The organism is Pseudomonas sp. EL_65y_Pfl2_R96 (assembly GCF_963970905.1).
Lineage (GTDB): Bacteria > Pseudomonadota > Gammaproteobacteria > Pseudomonadales > Pseudomonadaceae > Aquipseudomonas.
Map to the genome: position 1 here is coordinate 1 of NZ_CAXAQH010000170.1, position 579 is coordinate 579.

The window sequence follows — 579 nt, forward strand, 5'->3', positions numbered from 1 at the left end:
GCCAGCCCCCGACCGGGGTGTCGAGTTTGATGCTGTCGGCGGCCCTAGTCGGCGATAACGCGGTCAGCGTGCAGAGCAGCAACAAGACCTGTGGATAACGGAGTGTCATGGTCTATTCCAGCAAAAGGTGACGGGCGAGCCCTTCGATGTAGGTTTCATCCTGGCCGTTGGGATGCGCTTCAAAGGCCAGGTGCAGATATTCGTGGGTCAGGTCGAGGCGGTCTTGCAAGGTCAGTACGCCGCGCACATAGATGCGCTGGCGTTCGCGTTCGACAAAGGGGCGGCCGAACGCGAGTTTGCACACGGCGAACGTGCTGACTTCGTTGTAGCCGGTTTCGCTTTCAAGCTTCTGACGCCAGCCGCGTCGCTGTTTTTGCAGCCAGTCTTGCGCGGCGGGCAGTGCTTCGCAGGAAGCGACCGGGTTGTCCCAGCGGCTGAGGCTGGCGCGGGGATAGGCATGGAGCAGGATTGCGTCGTAGCGCTGGCCAGCGTTGGCTTGTTCGACGGCTTGCTGCCAGGCGAGTTTGTCCGGGCCGGGTTGGTCGGAGTGATAGGTGACGGTGCTGCCAGCCAACACCA

Annotated in this window: 1 protein-coding gene; it reads right to left on the reverse strand. The window is 62.2% G+C overall.

Features of this window, described 5'->3' with window-relative positions:
* Nucleotides 1-112: 112 nt before the first annotated feature.
* The coding region (locus AACY49_RS30050; protein WP_339527865.1) for a DUF2300 domain-containing protein at nucleotides 113-579 on the reverse strand (467 nt) is incomplete at its 5' end.